Source organism: Streptomyces sp. NPDC102274 (genome assembly GCF_044766385.1).
In the GTDB taxonomy this organism is placed as follows: domain Bacteria; phylum Actinomycetota; class Actinomycetes; order Streptomycetales; family Streptomycetaceae; genus Streptomyces.
Genome location: NZ_JBIWLW010000005.1, coordinates 161,863 through 178,072, shown reverse-complemented (window position 1 = coordinate 178,072; position 16,210 = coordinate 161,863). Strand labels below are relative to the sequence as shown.

14 protein-coding genes are annotated in these 16,210 nt (G+C 71.5%); 5 read left to right on the top strand and 9 right to left on the bottom strand.

The features are described from left to right. Positions 1–54: 54 nt before the first annotated feature. Complete coding sequence (locus ACIRQP_RS09355; RefSeq protein ID WP_403886361.1) at positions 55–1,398, bottom strand: pyroglutamyl peptidase; 1,344 nt, start codon at positions 1,396–1,398, stop codon at positions 55–57. 175 nt (positions 1,399–1,573) lie between these two features. Here ACIRQP_RS09355 and ACIRQP_RS09350 point away from each other — a divergent pair, with 175 nt between their 5' ends. Beyond that, positions 1,574–4,075, top strand: a complete 2,502-nt coding sequence (locus ACIRQP_RS09350; protein ID WP_403885841.1) for a glycoside hydrolase family 3 protein — start codon at positions 1,574–1,576, stop codon at positions 4,073–4,075. A 254-nt stretch (positions 4,076–4,329) separates the two neighbouring features. Here ACIRQP_RS09350 and ACIRQP_RS09345 read toward each other — a convergent pair whose 3' ends face one another. Together ACIRQP_RS09345 and ACIRQP_RS09340 are read right to left on the bottom strand one after the other, a co-directional pair. Then, positions 4,330–5,301, bottom strand: coding sequence for an aldose epimerase family protein (locus ACIRQP_RS09345; protein WP_403885838.1), 972 nt, complete (start codon positions 5,299–5,301; stop codon positions 4,330–4,332). Positions 5,302–5,395: 94 nt separating this feature from the next. Next, positions 5,396–6,238, bottom strand: a complete 843-nt coding sequence (locus ACIRQP_RS09340; protein ID WP_403885836.1) for an SGNH/GDSL hydrolase family protein — start codon at positions 6,236–6,238, stop codon at positions 5,396–5,398. A 429-nt stretch (positions 6,239–6,667) separates the two neighbouring features. Between ACIRQP_RS09340 and ACIRQP_RS09335 the strand changes: the two genes are divergently transcribed. The 3 genes from ACIRQP_RS09335 (at position 6,668) to ACIRQP_RS09325 (ending at position 9,297) form a co-directional block, all read left to right on the top strand. Beyond that, entirely contained in the window at positions 6,668–7,162 is a 495-nt protein-coding gene (locus tag ACIRQP_RS09335; RefSeq protein WP_030352565.1) for a DUF3145 domain-containing protein, read from the top strand. Between the two features lie 33 nt (positions 7,163–7,195). Further along, entirely contained in the window at positions 7,196–8,071 is an 876-nt protein-coding gene (locus ACIRQP_RS09330) for an NAD(P)-dependent oxidoreductase (RefSeq protein WP_403885831.1), read from the top strand. A 200-nt stretch (positions 8,072–8,271) separates the two neighbouring features. Next, positions 8,272–9,297, top strand: coding sequence for a hypothetical protein (locus ACIRQP_RS09325; RefSeq protein WP_403885828.1), 1,026 nt, complete (start codon positions 8,272–8,274; stop codon positions 9,295–9,297). A gap of 354 nt (positions 9,298–9,651) precedes the next feature. Here ACIRQP_RS09325 and fabF read toward each other — a convergent pair whose 3' ends face one another. The 5 genes from fabF to ACIRQP_RS09300 form a co-directional block, all read right to left on the bottom strand. Next, positions 9,652–10,914: a beta-ketoacyl-ACP synthase II gene (fabF, locus tag ACIRQP_RS09320; RefSeq protein ID WP_403885825.1), complete on the bottom strand. Its 1,263-nt coding sequence runs from the start codon at positions 10,912–10,914 to the stop codon at positions 9,652–9,654. A gap of 98 nt (positions 10,915–11,012) precedes the next feature. Next, complete coding sequence (locus tag ACIRQP_RS09315; protein ID WP_129768692.1) at positions 11,013–11,264, bottom strand: acyl carrier protein; 252 nt, start codon at positions 11,262–11,264, stop codon at positions 11,013–11,015. A 66-nt stretch (positions 11,265–11,330) separates the two neighbouring features. Continuing rightward, positions 11,331–12,332 (bottom strand): ketoacyl-ACP synthase III, encoded by a 1,002-nt coding sequence (locus tag ACIRQP_RS09310; protein ID WP_403885822.1) that lies wholly within the window; start codon positions 12,330–12,332, stop codon positions 11,331–11,333. Positions 12,333–12,344: 12 nt separating this feature from the next. Then, complete coding sequence (locus ACIRQP_RS09305; RefSeq protein ID WP_403886358.1) at positions 12,345–13,286, bottom strand: ACP S-malonyltransferase; 942 nt, start codon at positions 13,284–13,286, stop codon at positions 12,345–12,347. A gap of 89 nt (positions 13,287–13,375) precedes the next feature. After that, positions 13,376–14,557 (bottom strand): PucR family transcriptional regulator, encoded by a 1,182-nt coding sequence (locus ACIRQP_RS09300; RefSeq protein ID WP_403885819.1) that lies wholly within the window; start codon positions 14,555–14,557, stop codon positions 13,376–13,378. A 93-nt stretch (positions 14,558–14,650) separates the two neighbouring features. Here ACIRQP_RS09300 and ACIRQP_RS09295 point away from each other — a divergent pair, with 93 nt between their 5' ends. Further along, positions 14,651–15,346 carry a pirin family protein gene (locus ACIRQP_RS09295; protein ID WP_403885816.1) on the top strand — a complete coding sequence of 232 codons (696 nt, stop codon included), beginning with the start codon at positions 14,651–14,653 and terminating at the stop codon, positions 15,344–15,346. 30 nt (positions 15,347–15,376) lie between these two features. Here the strand turns inward: ACIRQP_RS09295 and ACIRQP_RS09290 are convergent, their stop codons facing one another. Beyond that, positions 15,377–16,198, bottom strand: a complete 822-nt coding sequence (locus tag ACIRQP_RS09290) for a serine hydrolase domain-containing protein (RefSeq protein ID WP_403885813.1) — start codon at positions 16,196–16,198, stop codon at positions 15,377–15,379. Positions 16,199–16,210: the final 12 nt, after the last annotated feature.

Genomic DNA, 16,210 nt, shown 5'->3' with positions numbered 1-16,210 from the left:
CGGCGCCGTGCGTTCCGTCCCTCGGACGACAGAGGGTCAGCTGACGCGGGAGGCTCAGGAGGCTTCGGCGGCCACCGTGATGATCGTCCGCAGCTGCGCGATGATGTCCAGCCGGTTCCGCACGAACTCCGGGTCCGTCACCGTCCCCGTCGCCGGATCGGTGTTCCCCGCCCCGAACTGGAGCACCGGTGTGTGTACATGGCCACCCGGAATATCCAGCCCCAGCCGGTCGCGGAGCAGCGTCGCGCGGTACGCGATCTCATTGGACAGATAGTCGCCGCCGCCCCCGGCGCGGGCCGCGGAACCGGGCGTCGGTCCGTCCGGCCGTACCACCGGCGCGGTTCCGCCCGCCGGGACCTCGGTCACCGACGTGTTGTCGTACACCGGGAAACGGCCGGTGTCCGCCGCCACGATCGAGCGGTACGGGAGGCTGGTCGTCGTCCACTGCGGCTGCGAGGCCGGACCGGTCACCGGCACGAGCCCGGTCTCGGAGACGTTCTCGTTGTCCCCGAACCCGCCGCGCCAGGCGCCGTTGAAGCGCTCGACATCGATCCGGCCGACGCGGCCCTGGCTGACCGTGGTGAAGAGATCGGCCCGCGACAGCGGCTCGCGCAGGGCCTGTTCGACGGTGCCGTCGGCGAAGTCCCCCCAGCGGACCGGGAAGACGGCCGCCTCGATACGGGCGGGCCCGTCGTCGGTCCTGATCACCGTGCCGTCCAGCGCCAGCGCCGTCGCCCCGGACGGATTGCTGATCCGGATGTCGCTGTCCAGGGTGAACGGGTCGAAGCCCGTCAGCACGATGCGCTTGACGCCCTTGACGCCCTTGACGCCCTTGACGCCCTTGACGCCCTTGGCGGCGCCGCGTGCCGGGAAGTCCATGGAGTCCTGACCGCGAGAGGAGCGCTCCAGCTTCCCGAGCAGCGCCGTCCGCGCGCTCTCGGAGAGGCCGAACTCCGGCTGCCACTGCCGCAGTTCACGGGTGAGGGCGAGCCGTGCCCAGTACAGCGGCCGGTCGTCGTCCCGGCTCAGATCGCCGCGGGCGGGACCGCGGCCCTGCGCCCGGTCCACCGCCCGCTGCCACAGCCGCGCGCCGCTCCGTACGACGGCCCGCTCGGCCTCGGCGTACGAGTCCGTGCCGCGCAGTGACCGTACGAAGTCCGGCGCCACCGCGTCGAAGCCGCTGCGCCGCAGGATCTCCTGGGGTACGGCGCGGTCCAACCGCTGTTCCTCGATGGTGAACGCGGTGGCGGCGGTGGCGGGCCGGGCGGGGGCCGGCCGCGCGGCGAGGGGCTGCGCGGCGGCGAGCGGGGGCGCCGCGCCGAGGGTGAGCGCGGTGGTGGTGAGGAGTACGAGCCCGAGCAGTTCGGGGCGTACACGTATGTGGCCCAGGGGCCTCATGAGTCTCACGGGGGAGTCCTTCCATCGGATGGCGGAAGTATCACCTCCGGGCAGGGCGGATGACCATGGGCACCTCAAACTCGGCGTGCGGCGCCCGCACGCGTACAACCACTCCGCGCGGCCGGGATCGCTGTGCGACGATCCGGCGGAGAGACTTCGACGAGGAGGTACGGCCGTGGCAGACGCATCCGACATCCGGGCCCGTCACGCACGCGAGGCAGCCGTCGAGGCGGCGTTCGGCAAGCTGGACCTGGACGCCAAGGCGAGGCTGCTGGCAGGCCAGGACATGTGGTCCCTGCCCGCACTCCCGGAGATCGGGCTGGCGTCCCTGGTGATGTCCGACGGCCCGATCGGGGTCCGGGGGGTGCGCTGGACGGCGGACGACCCGTCCATCGCGCTGCCTTCGCCGACCGCTCTCGCCGCCTCCTGGGATCCGGAACTGGCCCGCCGGGCCGGCGGACTGCTCGCGCAGGAGGCCCGCCGCAAGGGCGTGCACGTACTGCTGGCGCCGACCGTGAACCTGCACCGTTCACCGCTCGGGGGCCGCCACTTCGAGGCGTACAGCGAGGACCCGTACCTCACCGGCGAGATCGGCACCGGCTATGTGCGGGGCGTTCAGGACGGCGGGGTCGGCACCACCGTCAAACACTTCGTCGCGAACGACGCCGAGACCGACCGCTTCACCGTCGACAACATCGTCGCCCCGCGCCCGCTGCGCGAGTTGTATCTCGCCCCCTTCGAGGCCATCGTCGCCAACGCCCACCCCTGGGGCATCATGGCCGCGTACAACCAGGTCAACGGCTCGACGATGACCGAACACCGCTATCTCCAGAACGAGGTCCTGCGCGGTGAGTGGGGCTTCGACGGCTATGTCGTCTCCGACTGGCTGGCGGCACGTTCCACCGTCGGCGCCCTGCTCGGCGGCCTCGATGTCGCGATGCCCGGACCGCGCACGGTCTACGGAGAGGCGCTCGTCGCCGCCGTCCGCGCCGGTGAGGTGGCGGAGTCCGCGGTCGACGACGCGGTACGCAGGGTGCTGCTGCTCGCCGCCCGGGTCGGCATCCTCGACGGTGCCCCCGCGGCCGTCACCGACCTGCCCGCGCCGATCGACGGCGATGCCCTGGCCCGCGAGATCGCGTGCCGCTCCTTCGTCCTCCTGCGCAACGAGCCACGGGCACCCGGCCAGGGAGCCGGAGACGACGGCGCCGGGCACCCGGCCCTCCCGTTCGATCCGGCCAGGACCGGTACCGTCGCGCTCAGCGGCGCTCCCGCGCGCGACGCCCGGGTGCTCGGCGGCGGCTCCGCGGTGGTCTTCCCGGACCATGTGGTCTCCCCGCTCGACGGCCTCACCGCCGCCCTTCCCGACGGCTCCCTGACCTACTCCCTCGGCGCCGACCCCCACGAGGAACTCGCCGACGCGGGCACCGGCTTCGAGTTGACCGCCGTCTGCCGCGCGGCGGACGGACGGATCCTCGGGACCTCCACCGTCCCGGGCGGCCGGGTGCAATGGGCGGGCAGCGACCTGCCCGACGGCGTCACCCACGAGGAACTGCACAGCGTCGAACTGACCGGCACCTTCAGCCCGCGCGAGAGCGGCGAGCACACCTTCGGCACGCGCGGTCTCGGCGGCTTCGTCCTCACCGTCGGCGGCCGGGTCCTCTTCGAGGGCACGGAGGAACCGGGCGCCGCCTCCGACCCGTTCGAGGCGTTCTTCGGCGGGCGGGTGGAGCGCGCCCGCGCGGAACTGACCGAGGGCGAGCGCGTCACGGTCTCGCTGCTGCACACCGCCCCCAAGATCCCGGACGCCCCGATCAGGGCCGTCGCGTTCTCGCTGCTCCACCTCGGCCCGCGGCACGACCCCGACGAACTGATCGCCGAGGCCGTCGAGGCGGCCCGTACCGCGGGCACGGCCGTCGTGGTGGTCGCCACCACCGAACGCGTCGAGTCCGAGGGCTTCGACCGCGAGAACCTCGAACTCCCCGGCCGCCAGGACGATCTCGTCCTCGCGGTCGCCGCCGTCAACCCGAACACCGTCGTGGTCGTCAACACCGGCTCCCCGGTGGAACTGCCGTGGCGCGAGGACGTGGCGGCGATACTGCTCAGCTGGTTCCCCGGCCAGGAGGGCGGCGCCGCGCTCGCCGATGTGCTGCTCGGCGCCGCGGAGCCGGGCGGCCGGCTGCCCACCACCTGGCCGGTCGCGCTGGCGGACGTACCGGTCTCGGCGACCACTCCGTCCGACGGCGAACTGCGCTACAGCGAAGGTCTGTTCATCGGCTACCGCGCCTGGGAGCGGTCGGGCGTGGCCCCCGCGTACCCGTTCGGACACGGCCTCGGATACACCGGCTGGGAGTACGAGACGATCGCGGTCACCACGGACGACGCGCGGGTACGGCTGCGCAACACCGGTATCCGCGAGGGGCGCGAGGTCGTGCAGATCTATCTGGCCCCGGTGGACGACACCGTGGAGCGCCCGGCCCGCTGGCTGGCCGGCTTCTCCTCGGTCGAGGCCGGACCGGGCGAGACGGTCGAGGTGCGGATCCCGCTGCGCCGCAGGGCCTTCGAAATCTGGGACGAGGAGTCCGGCCGCTGGTCGTTCGTCCCCGGTAGGTACGAGATCCAGGCGGGCCGGTCCGTCGCCGACCGCCGGCTGAGTTCCCTGGTGGACGCGCGGGCCTAAGGCGTGTCTTCAAAGGAGCGCCGTCCGCCCGAAGGGCGGGCCCGGCGGCGGCCGGCACGCGCGCTCGCGGCGTTGGCCAAAAGCCCGGGTAGCTCCGCTACCAGGACTTCCGGCCGCCTCGCGATCACACGCACCGGCCGCCGCTCCTCGACGGGCAAACCTTGCCGGTCGCGGCACCAGCGAGCGAGACATACGGGACGCGACGGCCCCGGGGGCGGACCCGACACCGCTCCCGGGCCGTAGCCGTACTTCTTCTACCGGACGCCGAAACCGAACGTCGTGGTCGAGACGAACACCTCACCCGGCCGCAGCACCGTGCTCGGGAACGCGGGCCGGTTGGGGGAGTCCGGGAAGTGCTGCGTCTCCAGGGCGATTCCGTCCCCGGGACCGTACGGCTCTCCGTCGAAGTGGTCGCCGGTGTAGAGCTGCATCCCCGGCTCCGTGGTGGTCACGGTCAGCACCCGGCCCGACATCGGGTCGTACAGCTCGGCCGCCGGATCCGTCCCGTCCAGGACGAAGTTGTGGTCGTAGCCGGAGCCCACCGGGCGCGGCTCGCGGAAGTCGAAGCGGGTGCCGTCGACCGGAGCCGGCTTCCCGGTCGGTACGGCGGTGCCGTCCACCGGCGTGATGTGCCCCGCCGCGATGCGCAGTTCGTGGCCGGTCGCGGGGCCGCTGCCCGCGCCGCCCAGATTCCAGTACGTGTGATTCGTCGGATTGACATGGGTCGGAGCGTCCGTCACCGCGCGGTAGCCGATCCGCAGCGCACCGTCCGCTTCCAGCGTGTACGTCGCCGAGATGTCCAGCCGGCCGGGGAAGCCCTCCTCGCCGTCGGGGCTGATCCGCGACAGCCGTACCCCGTGGTCCCCGGCCGGTTCCGCGTCCCACACGCGCCGGTCGAAGCCCCGCTCACCGCCGTGCAGACTGTTCGGCCCGTCGTTGGCCGCGAGCCGATAGGTGCGGCCGTCGAGGGTGAAGGCCGCGCCCCCGATGCGGTTCGCGTACCGGCCCACCAGCGCCCCGAAGTACGGCCCGCCGACGCCCAGATAGCCCCGGAGATCCGGGAAGCCGAGCGCCACATTGGCGACGTCGCCGTTCCGGTCGGGAGTCTCGACCGACTGCACGATGCCGCCGTACGTCAGCAGACGTAGCCGGGTACCGGCCCGTTCGAGGGTCCAGCGGTGGACGGGCGTACCCTCAGCGGTCGCACCGACGGGCTCCGTGCTCATGACAGTCACGATCGAGAACCCTACGCCGGGGAGGGCCGGAGAAGCCCTTCCGGGCCACCCGGGCTCCTCACAGGCCCCTTGCCGGGCCGCCGGGCTACGCGGGCGGCTTCACGGCCGTGACATTGCGGTACGCGATCTCCGCGAGCCGGCTCTGCCCGTTCTTGCTGGGGTGGAACCAGTCCCAGTGGCTCAACTGGTCCCCGGTGAACCGGAAGTCGAAGACCGCACCGCCGTCGTAGCGGCAGCGCGGATCCTTCGCGCACACGTCCTTCAGCACGTCGTTGTACGCCACGACCCGCTCGTACACCATGGTCCGCCGGTCCTGCGCCTGCTTGCTCATGTCCTGCGAGTCCCCGAGCATCGTGGCGCAGATCCCCAGCTTCCAGATCTGCCGGCCCAGCGGATTGCCCCGGCCGGTCGACCAGAGCCGCTTCAGATCCGGCACGCTCGACACATACACCTGCGCCTTGGGCGCGCCGGCGCGCAACTGGCGCATCGACGCCTCGAACGACTTACGGAAGTCGGCGACCGGCGTCATCTGCTTCGCCGTGTCCTGGCAGGCGTCATTGGCGCCCACCATGATCGTGACCAGCTCGGGCTTGTTCTGCGCGGCCTGTGCCAGCTGGCCCGGGAGATCGGACATCTTGGCGCCGGTCGCGGCGTGGTTCCAGCTGCGCTCCTTCGCCGCCGGAGCGCCGAGCAGCCGCAGGGCCAGGCTGCGTACCTTGCTGTCCGTACCCGTCGACCAGGACACCTCCGGGCAGTCGGCGAGCACCACACACGCGTCGAAGCCACGGGTGATGGAGTCACCGACCGCCGCCACCGAAGCCGGGGCGCGGTTCCACAGGGGCGGGCGCGAGGAGGGGGCGGAGCGCTTGACCTCCGTGTCGGTGGAGGACCCGCCGAGAGCGCCGCAGCCGGTCAGCAGGCCGGTCACGGTCAGTGCCGTGGCGGTCGCGGCGGCCGTCCCGGCGCGTGACCGCCGCCCTCGGCACCCCTTCGGGGCCGGGCCGCGATCCCCGCTCCGACCGCCGTTCGCGCTCCGGCTCCGAAGACTCTTCCGCATCAGGGTCCCTCCCCTTGGCGTCCTCTTTGGCATCCTTTTGAGGAGTCTGGCGTTGTCAGGCATCCGGTGGCGTCCTGCCGAGTGAAAGCTTCGCGCATATCGGCCCCGGGACTGACCGTACGTCACCGCGGGCACCCCGCCGCACGGTAGTTTTTTCCACGTCGAACCAGAGGCGTCCGTTCCCTTGGCTCCGGTAAATTACATCACGTCACATGCTGTCCCTTTTGCGGAGTTTCACTCCCGATGCTGTTTACTGAGGCCGCTGGGAAAGGCGAACCTCGTCCCACACTGGAGGTCCCGGTGACGACACGTGGAGTTCTGTACATTCACTCCGCACCACGCGCGATGTGCCCGCATATCGAATGGGCGGTGGCAGGAGTGCTCGGCCTGCGGGTCCAGCTCGACTGGATCCGGCAGCCGGCATCGCCCGGCACCTGGAGAGCCGAGGTCTCCTGGAAGGGCCGGGCGGGCACCGCCTCCAAACTCGCCTCCGCCCTGCGCGGCTGGCAGATGCTCCGCTTCGAGGTCACGGCGGAACCCTGCGCCACCGCCGAGGGCGAGCGCTACAGCGCCACGCCCGATCTGGGCATCTTCCACGCCGTCACCGGTATGCACGGCGACATCCTGGTCCCCGAGGACCGGCTGCGCGCCGCGCTCGCGCGCTCCCAGCAGGGCGAGACCCAACTGGAGGCGGAGGTCGCCAAGCTGCTCGGCAAGCCGTGGGACGACGAGCTGGAGCCGTTCCGGTACGCGGGTGAGGGCGCCCCGGTCCGCTGGTTGCACCAGGTCGTGTGAGCAGGCGGGGCTCCCCCGCCCTACCGTGGTCCCATGGCTGATCATCTCGCAGTAGCTGTCCTCGGCACCGGCATCATGGGCGCCGCGATGGCCCGTAATCTCTGCCGCGCCGGACATGACGTCCGCGTCTGGAACCGCACCCCCGCCAAGGCCGAAGCGCTGGCCGCCGACGGCGCACGGGCCTTCACGACCCCCGCGGAGGCCGTCGCCGACGCGGATGTCGTCCTCACGATGGTGTACGACGGCCCGGCCGCCCTGGAGGCCATCACGGCCGCCGGCCCGGGTCTGCGGCCCGGCGCCATCTGGCTCCAGACGACGACCGTGGGCGTCGAGGCCATCGCCTCGCTCGCCGATCTGGCCCGCCATCACGGACTGGTCTTCGTCGACGCACCCGTGCTCGGCACCAAGGCGCCCGCGGAGAGCGGCGACCTCGTGATCCTGGCCGCGGGCCCCGAGGAGGCGCGCGGCCCGCTCACGTCCGTACTCGACGCCATCGGCCGCCGTACCGTCTGGCTGGACGAGGACGGTTCCGGCGGCGCCGCCAGCAGGCTGAAGCTCGTCTGCAACAGCTGGGTGATCACTCTCACCAACGGCACGGCCGAGGCGCTCGCCCTGGCCAAGGGCCTCGACGTGGACCCGAGGTACTTCCTGGAGGCCATCGCCGGAGGCACGCTGGACTGCGGCTATCTCCACGCCAAGTCCGCCGCCATCATGGAGGGCGACTACACCCCGAGCTTCTCGGTCGCCACGGCGGGCAAGGACGCCCGGCTGATCGTGGAGGCGGGGGCGTCGGCGGGCGTACGGCTGGATGTGGCGGCGGCGTCCGCCGAGCGGTTCCGCCGGGCGGAGGCCCAGGGGCGCGGTGACGACGACATGGCGGCGACGTACTTCGCGAGCTTCGACGGCTGAGGCGCTGCCGGTCGTTCCTCCTGCCCAAACCCCGTTCCCCCGATGGGGTGTTCGTCCGGCCGGTCCGGGCGTGTCGTTGTGTCCGGCTGCGAGCCTTCGTATACGGCGACTTCGTCATACGGCGACTTCGTGTGCGGGTGCCTGCGTGCGCGGGCGCCTTCGGGAACACGGGACAGGGCACGGGACAGGGGGGAAGCGGTGTGACCACACCCGGGACGGTCTGGGGTGCCTTCCAGCCGCTGGGAGGCACCCTCGTCAACGATCCGGCCGTGGTCGCCCGCCCGGACGGCCGGCTGATCGTCCTCGCCGAGGGCCGGAACCACGCTCTCCTGTCCATCCGGCAGAACAGAGATCTGAGCTGGTCCCCGTGGACGGAGTTACCCGGGGCCCGGATCAGCGGGGTGCCCGCCGCGATCCTGGGCCGTGACCGACAGATACGGGTCTTCTGGCGCACGCCCGGCGACGAGCTGTTCGCCGGCCGGATCCCGGGGATCCCGGGCGAGTCCGGCACTCCCGCGGTCGAGGTGGCCGACGGCGCCGTGGGCGATCCCGCCGCGGTCCTCAACGCCGACGGGCGGATCTCGGTGTTCTACCGGGGTGGAGACCACACGGTCCGGTCGGTCAGCCACACCTCGGTGGCGTACGCCGTCTGGGCCCCCGCCGCCACGATCGGCGGAGTTGCCGAGGGTGTTCCGTGCCCGGTCCTGGCGGCCGACGGGCGGGTGGCGGTGTTCGTCCGGTGCGGTGACGACGAGCTGTGGATCTCGGAGCAGCGGGTCCCCGACACCACCAGCGACTGGATCCCCTTCGGGCGGTTCGCCGAGCTTCCGGCCGTCTCCGACCCGAAGGCCGCGCTCGACGCGGACGGCCGCATCCGGGTCTTCTGGCAGGGCCGGGACGGAACGGGCTGCTTCCTGGGCCGGCAGGGGGACTACACCGCGTGGAATCCGGAGGGCACGCTCAAGGGAGGTCTGGCGGGCGCGCCGTATCCGTTCCGCTCCCCGCTCGACGGCCGTCTTCGGATCTTCGCGGCCGGCCCCGACCACGCGCTGTGGGTCGCCGGGCAGAAGACCGTCAACAGCGACCAGTTCACGGACTTCGCCTGCCTGAACGGCGCTCTCGCGGGCGCTCCGGTCGCCGCGTGCCAGCTCGACGGCCGGATCTCCGTCTTCGTCCGCGGCACCGACGGCGTGCTCCGGTACGTGACGCAGGACTGGGTTCCCTAGGGCCTGTCTTCAAAGTCCCGCCTGCCCGGCGGCGTCCGGCACGCACGCTCGCCGCGTTGTCGGGGTCTCCCCAGTACGTCCAGTACGGGGGTGACCCTCCGCCTTGCGATCGCGCTCGGCATCCGCAGGACAGTTCCCTGTGCCGAGACGGAGCGAGCGAAGCGAGTGCAGTGCACCGGACGCCGCCGGGCCCGCCCTTCGGGCGGACGGCGCTCCTTTGAAGACAGGCCCTAGGTCTGGAGTCCGGGCCGATGGATCCGGGCCCGGTCCGACGCCGAGCGGAAACCGAAGACGCCCGGCCGGGAACCCCGGGCCGGGCGTCTGGGCGAAGGTTCGCCGGGAACCGCCGCGCGATCAGACCGTACGCAGCGCCAGCACCACGTTGTGGCCGCCGAAACCGAACGAGTTGTTGATCGCCGCGATGGTGCCGCTGGGCAGATCGCGGGGGCCGTCGACGACGATGTCCGCGACGACCTCCTCGTCCAGGTCATCGACGTTGATGGTCGGCGGGGCCTTGCGGTGGTGGAGCGCGAGGACCGTCGCGACGGTCTCGATACCGCCCGCGCCGCCCAGCAGGTGGCCCGTCATCGACTTCGTCGCGGAGACCGCGACATGGTCGAGATCGTCGCCGAGTACCCGGCGCAGCGCCTTGATCTCGGCGACATCGCCCTGCGGCGTCGACGTGGCGTGCGCGTTGAGGTGCATGACCTCGGCCGGCTTGAGGTCCGTCTGGTCGAGCAGGTTCTCCATGGCCTTGGCGATACCGCGGCCGGTGGGCTCGGGCTGGGCGATGTGGTGGGCGTCCGAGGACAGGCCCTGGCCCAGCACCTCGCAGTAGACCCGCGCGCCGCGCTTGGCCGCGTGCTCCGCCGACTCCAGGACGATCACGCCCGCGCCCTCACCGAGGACGAAGCCGTCGCGGCCCTTGTCGTACGGGCGCGAGGCCTTGGTGGGCTCGTCGTTGTTCTTGGACATCGCCATCATGTTGGCGAACGCCGCGATGGGCAGGGGGTGGACGGCCGCTTCCGTACCACCGGCGACGACCACGTCGGCGCGGCCGGTACGGATCATCTCCACCGCGTAGCCGACGGCCTCGGCGCCCGACGCGCAGGCGGAGACCGGGGTGTGCACACCCGCGCGGGCGCCCACTTCCAGGCTGACGTTGGCGGAGGGGCTGTTGGGCATCAGCATCGGCACGGTGTGCGGGGAGACGCGGCGTTCGCCCCGCTCCTTGAGCACGTCGTACTGGTCGAGCAGGGTCGTCACGCCGCCGATGCCGGAGGCGATCACGGTACCGAGCCGGTCGGGGTCGACCGAGGGGTCCTCCCCGGCTCTGGCGGTGTAACCCGCGTCCGCCCAGGCCTCCCTGGCCGCGATCAGCGCGAACTGCGCCGAGCGGTCCAGTTTGCGGGCAAGGGGACGGGGCAGGACATCACCCGGATCGACCGCGGCGACCGCGGCGATACGGACCGGCAGTTGGGCGAAGCGTTCCTCTTCGAGGGCACGTACTCCGGAGCGGCCCGCGAGCAGACCCTCCCAGGTCGTTGCGCTGTCGCCACCCAGTGGTGTGGTTGCGCCGATACCGGTGACGACCACAGTGCGATTGGTCGAGTTCACTGGAATTCTTTCTCCACGTGTAGAGGGTGCTGAATTTTTACGGCGCCACCACCGGGTGGCGGATGCCGCGCGATGGGTCAGCGCGAGAGATCAGGCGGTCAGGCGGCCTGGTGCTTCGCGATGTAGTCGGCGGCGTCGCCAACCGTCTTGAGGTTCTTGACGTCGTCGTCCGGGATCTTCACGTCGAAGCGCTCTTCGGCGGCGACGACGACCTCGACCATGGACAGCGAGTCGACATCCAGATCGTCGGTGAAGGACTTGTCCAGCTGGACGTCCTCGACCGGGATACCGGCGATCTCATTAACGATCTCGGCGAGACCGTCGACGATCTCTTCCTGGGTGGCGGCCATGTTGGCGCTCCTTCGATGTTGAGCAGAGGGATATATCGGAACACGCTCCGGAAAGATCCGGTGTGCCTAGGGGAGGGTAACGACCGTCGCGGCGTAGGCAAGACCCGCCCCGAAACCGATGACGAGCGCGGTGTCGCCGCTCTTCGCCTGTCCGGTCGCCAGGAGCCGCTCCATCGCGAGCGGGATCGAGGCGGCCGAGGTGTTGCCGGTGGTTTCCACGTCACGGGCGACCATGACGTGCTCCGGCAGCTTCAGAGTCTTCACCATCGAGTCGATGATCCGCATATTGGCCTGGTGCGGAATGAAGACGTCCAGGTCGGCGGAGCTGATTCCGGCGGCGTCCAGCGCCTGCTGGGCGACCTTCGCCATCTCGAAGACGGCCCAGCGGAAGACCGCCTGGCCCTCCTGCGTGATGGCCGGAAACTTCTCCGCCGTTCCGTCGCGGTAGACGTCCCACGGCACGGTCTGTTTGATGGTGTCGGACTTGTCGCCCTCGGAGCCCCAGACGGTGGGGCCGATCATCGGCTCCTTGGCGGGTCCGACGATCACGGCGCCCGCGCCGTCACCGAACAGGAAGGCCGTCGCGCGGTCCTCCAGATCGGTCAGGTCCGAGAGCCGCTCCACGCCGATGACGAGTACGTACTCCGCCGAGCCCTCGACGACCATGCCCTTGGCCAGGGTCAGTCCGTAGCCGAAGCCGGCGCAGCCCGCGGAGATGTCGAACGCGGCGGGCCTGCCCGCCCCGATCTTGTCCGCGATCTCGGTCGCGACGGCCGGGGTCTGCTTGAAGTGTGAGACGGTGGAGACGATCACACCGTCGATCTGCTCCGGTGTGATCCCGGCATCCGCGATCGCCTTGCCGGACGCCTCGATGGACATCGCGGCGACCGTCTCCTCCCGAGAGGCCCAGTGGCGGGTCGCGATGCCGGAGCGGGAGCGGATCCACTCGTCGGACGAGTCGATCGTTTCGAGGATCACCTCGTTGGGCACGACCCGCGTCGGGCGATAGCCGCCGACGCCCATGATGCGCGCGTACGGGGAGCCCTTGCTGGGCTTGATCTTCGGCATGCTCTCTGACTCCTATTCAGCCGTGGAGGAGTGCTCGGCGATCAGCTCGCGGGCCGCGTCGAGATCGTCCGGTTTCTTCAGCGCCAGGGTCTTCGTACCGGGCAGGGCGCGCTTGGCGATACCGGTCAGGGTGCCGCCGGGGCACAGCTCGATCAGCGCGGTCACGCCCCGCTCCTTGAAGGTCTCCATGCACAGGTCCCAGCGGACCGGGTTGGCGACCTGGCCGACCAGGCTCGTCACGATCCCGGAGCCGGTGGCGACCGTCCGGCCGTCGCGGTTCGAGACGTACGGTACGACCGGGTCGGCGACGGAGACGGAACGCGCGGCCGTGTCGAGCTTCTCGACCGCGGGCGCCATGTGGTGCGTGTGGAACGCGCCGGCGACCTTGAGCGCCACCACGCGCCGTACGCCCTCCGGCTTGTCCGCCTCCAGCGCCGCGAGTTGCTCACGTGTGCCGGCCGCGACGATCTGGCCCGCGCCGTTCACATTGGCGGGGGTCAGACCGAGCTTCTCCAGATGCGCGAGGGTGGTTTCCGGCTCGCCGCCGAGCAGCGCCGCCATCCCGGTCTCCGTGATGGCGGCGGCCTCGGCCATCGCCATACCCCGGGCGCGTACCAGCGACAGGGCCACCTCGTCGGTGATCACACCGGCCAGCGCCGTGGCGGCCAGCTCACCGACGCTGTGGCCGGCCGTGACACCGACGGCGCGCGCCACGTCCCCGGTGGTGGGGAAGAGCTGGCGGGCGGAGAGCAGGGCCGCGGCGACCAGCAGCGGCTGGGCCACGGCGGTGTCCCTGATCTCGTCCGCGTCGGCGTCGGTGCCGTAGTGGACCAGATCCAGGTTGATGGCGTCCGACCAGGACCGCAGCCGGTCTTCGGCACCGGGCAGTTCGAGCCAGGGGGTCAGGAAGCCGGGCGTCTGAGCGCCTTGGCCGGGAGCGACGAGTACGAGCACCCTCACACTCTCTCTTGCGATGGGTCTTCACCGCCCGTGGGGAGGGGAACGAAGAACCGACAGGGGAATTGTTGAAGTACCACAAAAGTCTAGGTCTGCGGATCCCCGCCGGCCAAGCGCCCCAGGATCAGGGCAATTCGCAGCGTGAACGCGGACCTCACATCGGAGGGTGACCACCCGGTGACGTCAGTCACACGTCGCAGCCGGTAGCGCACGGTGTTGGGGTGCACGAACAGCATCCTCGCCGCGCCCTCAAGACTGCTCGCCTGCTCCAGATAGACACTCAGAGTCTCCAGCAGAGCGGACCCCGCTTCTTCAAGCGGTCTGTAGATCTCCTCCACCAACTGCTCACGCGCGGCGGGGTCGGAGGCGATCGCGCGCTCCGGCAGCAGATCGTCGGCGAGCACCGGGCGCGGTGCGTCCTGCCAGGCAAAACACGCCTTGAGGCCGGCCGCCGCGGCCTGCGCGGACTTGGTGGCGGCCAGCAGATCGGGTACCACGGGGCCCGCCACGACGGGGCCCGCCGCATAGGGGCCGATCAGCGCCTTGGCGACCTGGAGCGGGTTGTCGCTGCCGCCCGCGATCACCACGAGCCGGTCGCCGAGCACCCCGGTGAGGACCTGGAGCTTGGCGTGCCGGGCCGCCCGGCGGATCGCCTCCACGGTCAGTTCGCTGTCGCCGTCCGGGGCGGTGCCGAGCAGGACGCAGACATGCTCGGGGGAGTTCCAGCCGAGGGCCGCCGCCCGGGAGACGGCGCCCTCGTCGGCCTCCCCGGAGAGCACGGCGTTCACGACGAGCGACTCCAGCCGCGCGTCCCACGCGCCGCGCGCTTCGGCGGCCTGCGCGTACACCTGCGCCGTCGCGAAGGCGATCTCCCGCGCGTACACGAGCAGCGCCTCGCGCAGCGCGGACTCGTCGCCCGGGGCCGCGACCTCCTCGATCGCCGTCTCCATGACCTCGATCGTGGTCCGCACCATCTCGACGGTCTGGCGCAGGGTGATCGCCCGGGTCAGCTCGCGGGGGGCCGTGCCGAAGACATCGGTGGAGATGGCCTGCGGGGTCTCGGGGTGGCGGAACCACTCGGTGAACGCGGCGATACCGGCCTGGGCGACCAGCCCGATCCAGGAACGGTTCTCCGGCGGCATCGCGCGGTACCACGGCAGCGTCTCGTCCATGCGGGCGATGGCGTTCGCGGCGAGCCGTCCTGAGGACTGCTCCAGCCGGCGCAGCGTCGCGGGGTGCGGATGGGGTTCGTTCGAGGGTTCGGCCACGGGGTCAAGAGTGCCTTATCGGAGCCACCGCCCGCCGGGCCGGGGTCGGCGGGCGTCTCGTGCCGACCCCGGCGGAGCGCCTACCGTGAAGCCGTGATCCTCGTACGGTACGCAGCGCAGCGCTATGTCGGCGGCGACCCCTCGGCGGGCATCGAGTCCCTGCACGCCTTCTCCTTCGGACACTTCTACGATCCGGACAATCTGCGCTTCGGCGCGGTCCTCGCCTGCAACGAGGAGCGGCTCGCGCCCGGCGCCGGGTTCGACGAGCACCCGCACAGCCATACGGAGATCGTCACCTGGGTCGTCGAGGGCGAGCTGACGCACCGTGACTCGGCCGGACACGCCACCGTCGTGCGGCCGGGGGACGTCCAGCGGCTCAGCTCGGCCGGCGGGGTGCGGCATGTGGAGCGCAATGACGGCGACCGGCCGCTGGTCTTCGTCCAGATGTGGCTGGCGCCGCTGGAGCCGGGCGGCGACCCCGCGTACGAGGTCGTGCGGGGCATCGCCGACTCCACGCCGTACGCCCTGCCGGGGGCCGGGGCCATGCTGCACGTACGGCGTCTGCGGGACGGCGAGCGCTCGGCCGTGCCGGACGCGCGCCATGTGTATGTCCATGTGGTGCGCGGTGGGGTACGGATCGACGGCGCGGGCGGGGCGGAGAGCGGGGCGGAGGGTGCGGCCGGGCCCGCGCTGGGGCCCGGCGACTCGGTGCGGATCACGGACGCGGAAGGGCTCGAACTGACCGCGGGCCCGGCGGCGGAGGTACTGCTCTGGGAGATGTCGGGCTGAGCGCTCGGGCTGAGCGCTCAGCCCGACAGCTCAGGCCGCGAGCTCCGCGAGGACCGCGTCGGTGAACGGCGGCCAGGCCGCGACCGCCCACGGCCCGAAGTCCCGGTCGGCCAGCGCCACACAGGCCGCCCCCGCGTCCGGGTCGACCCACAGGAACGTACCGGACTGCCCGAAGTGCCCGAAGGTGCGCGGCGAGGACGAGGCGCCCGTCCAGTGCGGGGACTTGGTGTCCCGGATCTCCAGGCCGAGACCCCAGTCGTTGTTCTTCTGGTAGCCGTAGCCGGGCAGCACTCCGGAGAGCCCGGGATGGACGACCGTCATCGCCTCCAGCACGGTGCGCGCGTCCAGCAGCCGGGGTGCCTGGAGTTCGGCGGCGAACCGCGTCAGATCGTCGACGGTCGAGACCGCGTCCCTGGCCGGCGACCCGTCCTCGGGCAGCGAGGTGGCGGCCATGCCGAGCGGCTCGAACACGGCCTCGCGGAGATAGTCGGCGAACGGGATCCCGGTGGCCTTGGCGATATGTTCGCCGAGCGTCTCGAAGCCCGCGTTGGAGTAGAGCCGGCGGGTGCCGGGCGCGTTGGCCACGCGGTGCTCGTCGAAGGCCAGACCGCTGGTGTGGGCGAGCAGATGCCGGACGGTGGACCCCTCGGGCCCGGCCGGCTCGTCCAGCTCGACCGCCCCCTCCTCGTACGCCACCAGCGCCGCGTACGCGGCCAGCGGCTTGGTCACGGAGGCGAGCGGAAAGCGCCGCGCCGTGGGACCGTACGACCCGGCGACGGTGCCGTCCGCGCGTACGACGGCGGCCGCGGCGTTCGTCACCGGCCAGTTCTCGATCATCGCCAGGCTCTGCATGGCTACGAGGTT